This is a genomic window from Priestia sp. SIMBA_032, from assembly GCF_046535215.1.
Lineage (GTDB): Bacteria > Bacillota > Bacilli > Bacillales > Bacillaceae_H > Priestia > Priestia aryabhattai.
In genome coordinates, this window is record NZ_JAWRXD010001500.1 from 1 (window position 1) to 238 (window position 238).

The 238-nt window shown below is 44.1% G+C and carries 1 protein-coding gene; it reads right to left on the reverse strand.

The features are described from left to right. Positions 1-236, reverse strand: a 236-nt coding sequence (locus tag SB717_RS39300; RefSeq protein WP_410908725.1) for a bifunctional diaminohydroxyphosphoribosylaminopyrimidine deaminase/5-amino-6-(5-phosphoribosylamino)uracil reductase RibD, incomplete at its 3' end; no start/stop codon positions are given. Positions 237-238: the final 2 nt, after the last annotated feature.

The window sequence follows — 238 nt, forward strand, 5'->3', positions numbered from 1 at the left end:
GCACAAGGCCCTGTTCTACCATAATGAGAACAAGGTTCAAGAGTTACATAGATTGTAGCACCACGTGCCTGTTCTCCAGCCATACGTATCGCATGTATTTCGGCATGTGGTTCTCCGGCCTTCATATGTGCTCCGACCCCTACAATTCGATTATCATTTAAAATTACAGATCCAACCAATGGATTTGGAGTCGTTTGTCCCTTCATAGCCTTGGCATTTTCTAGTGCTAGCTTCATAT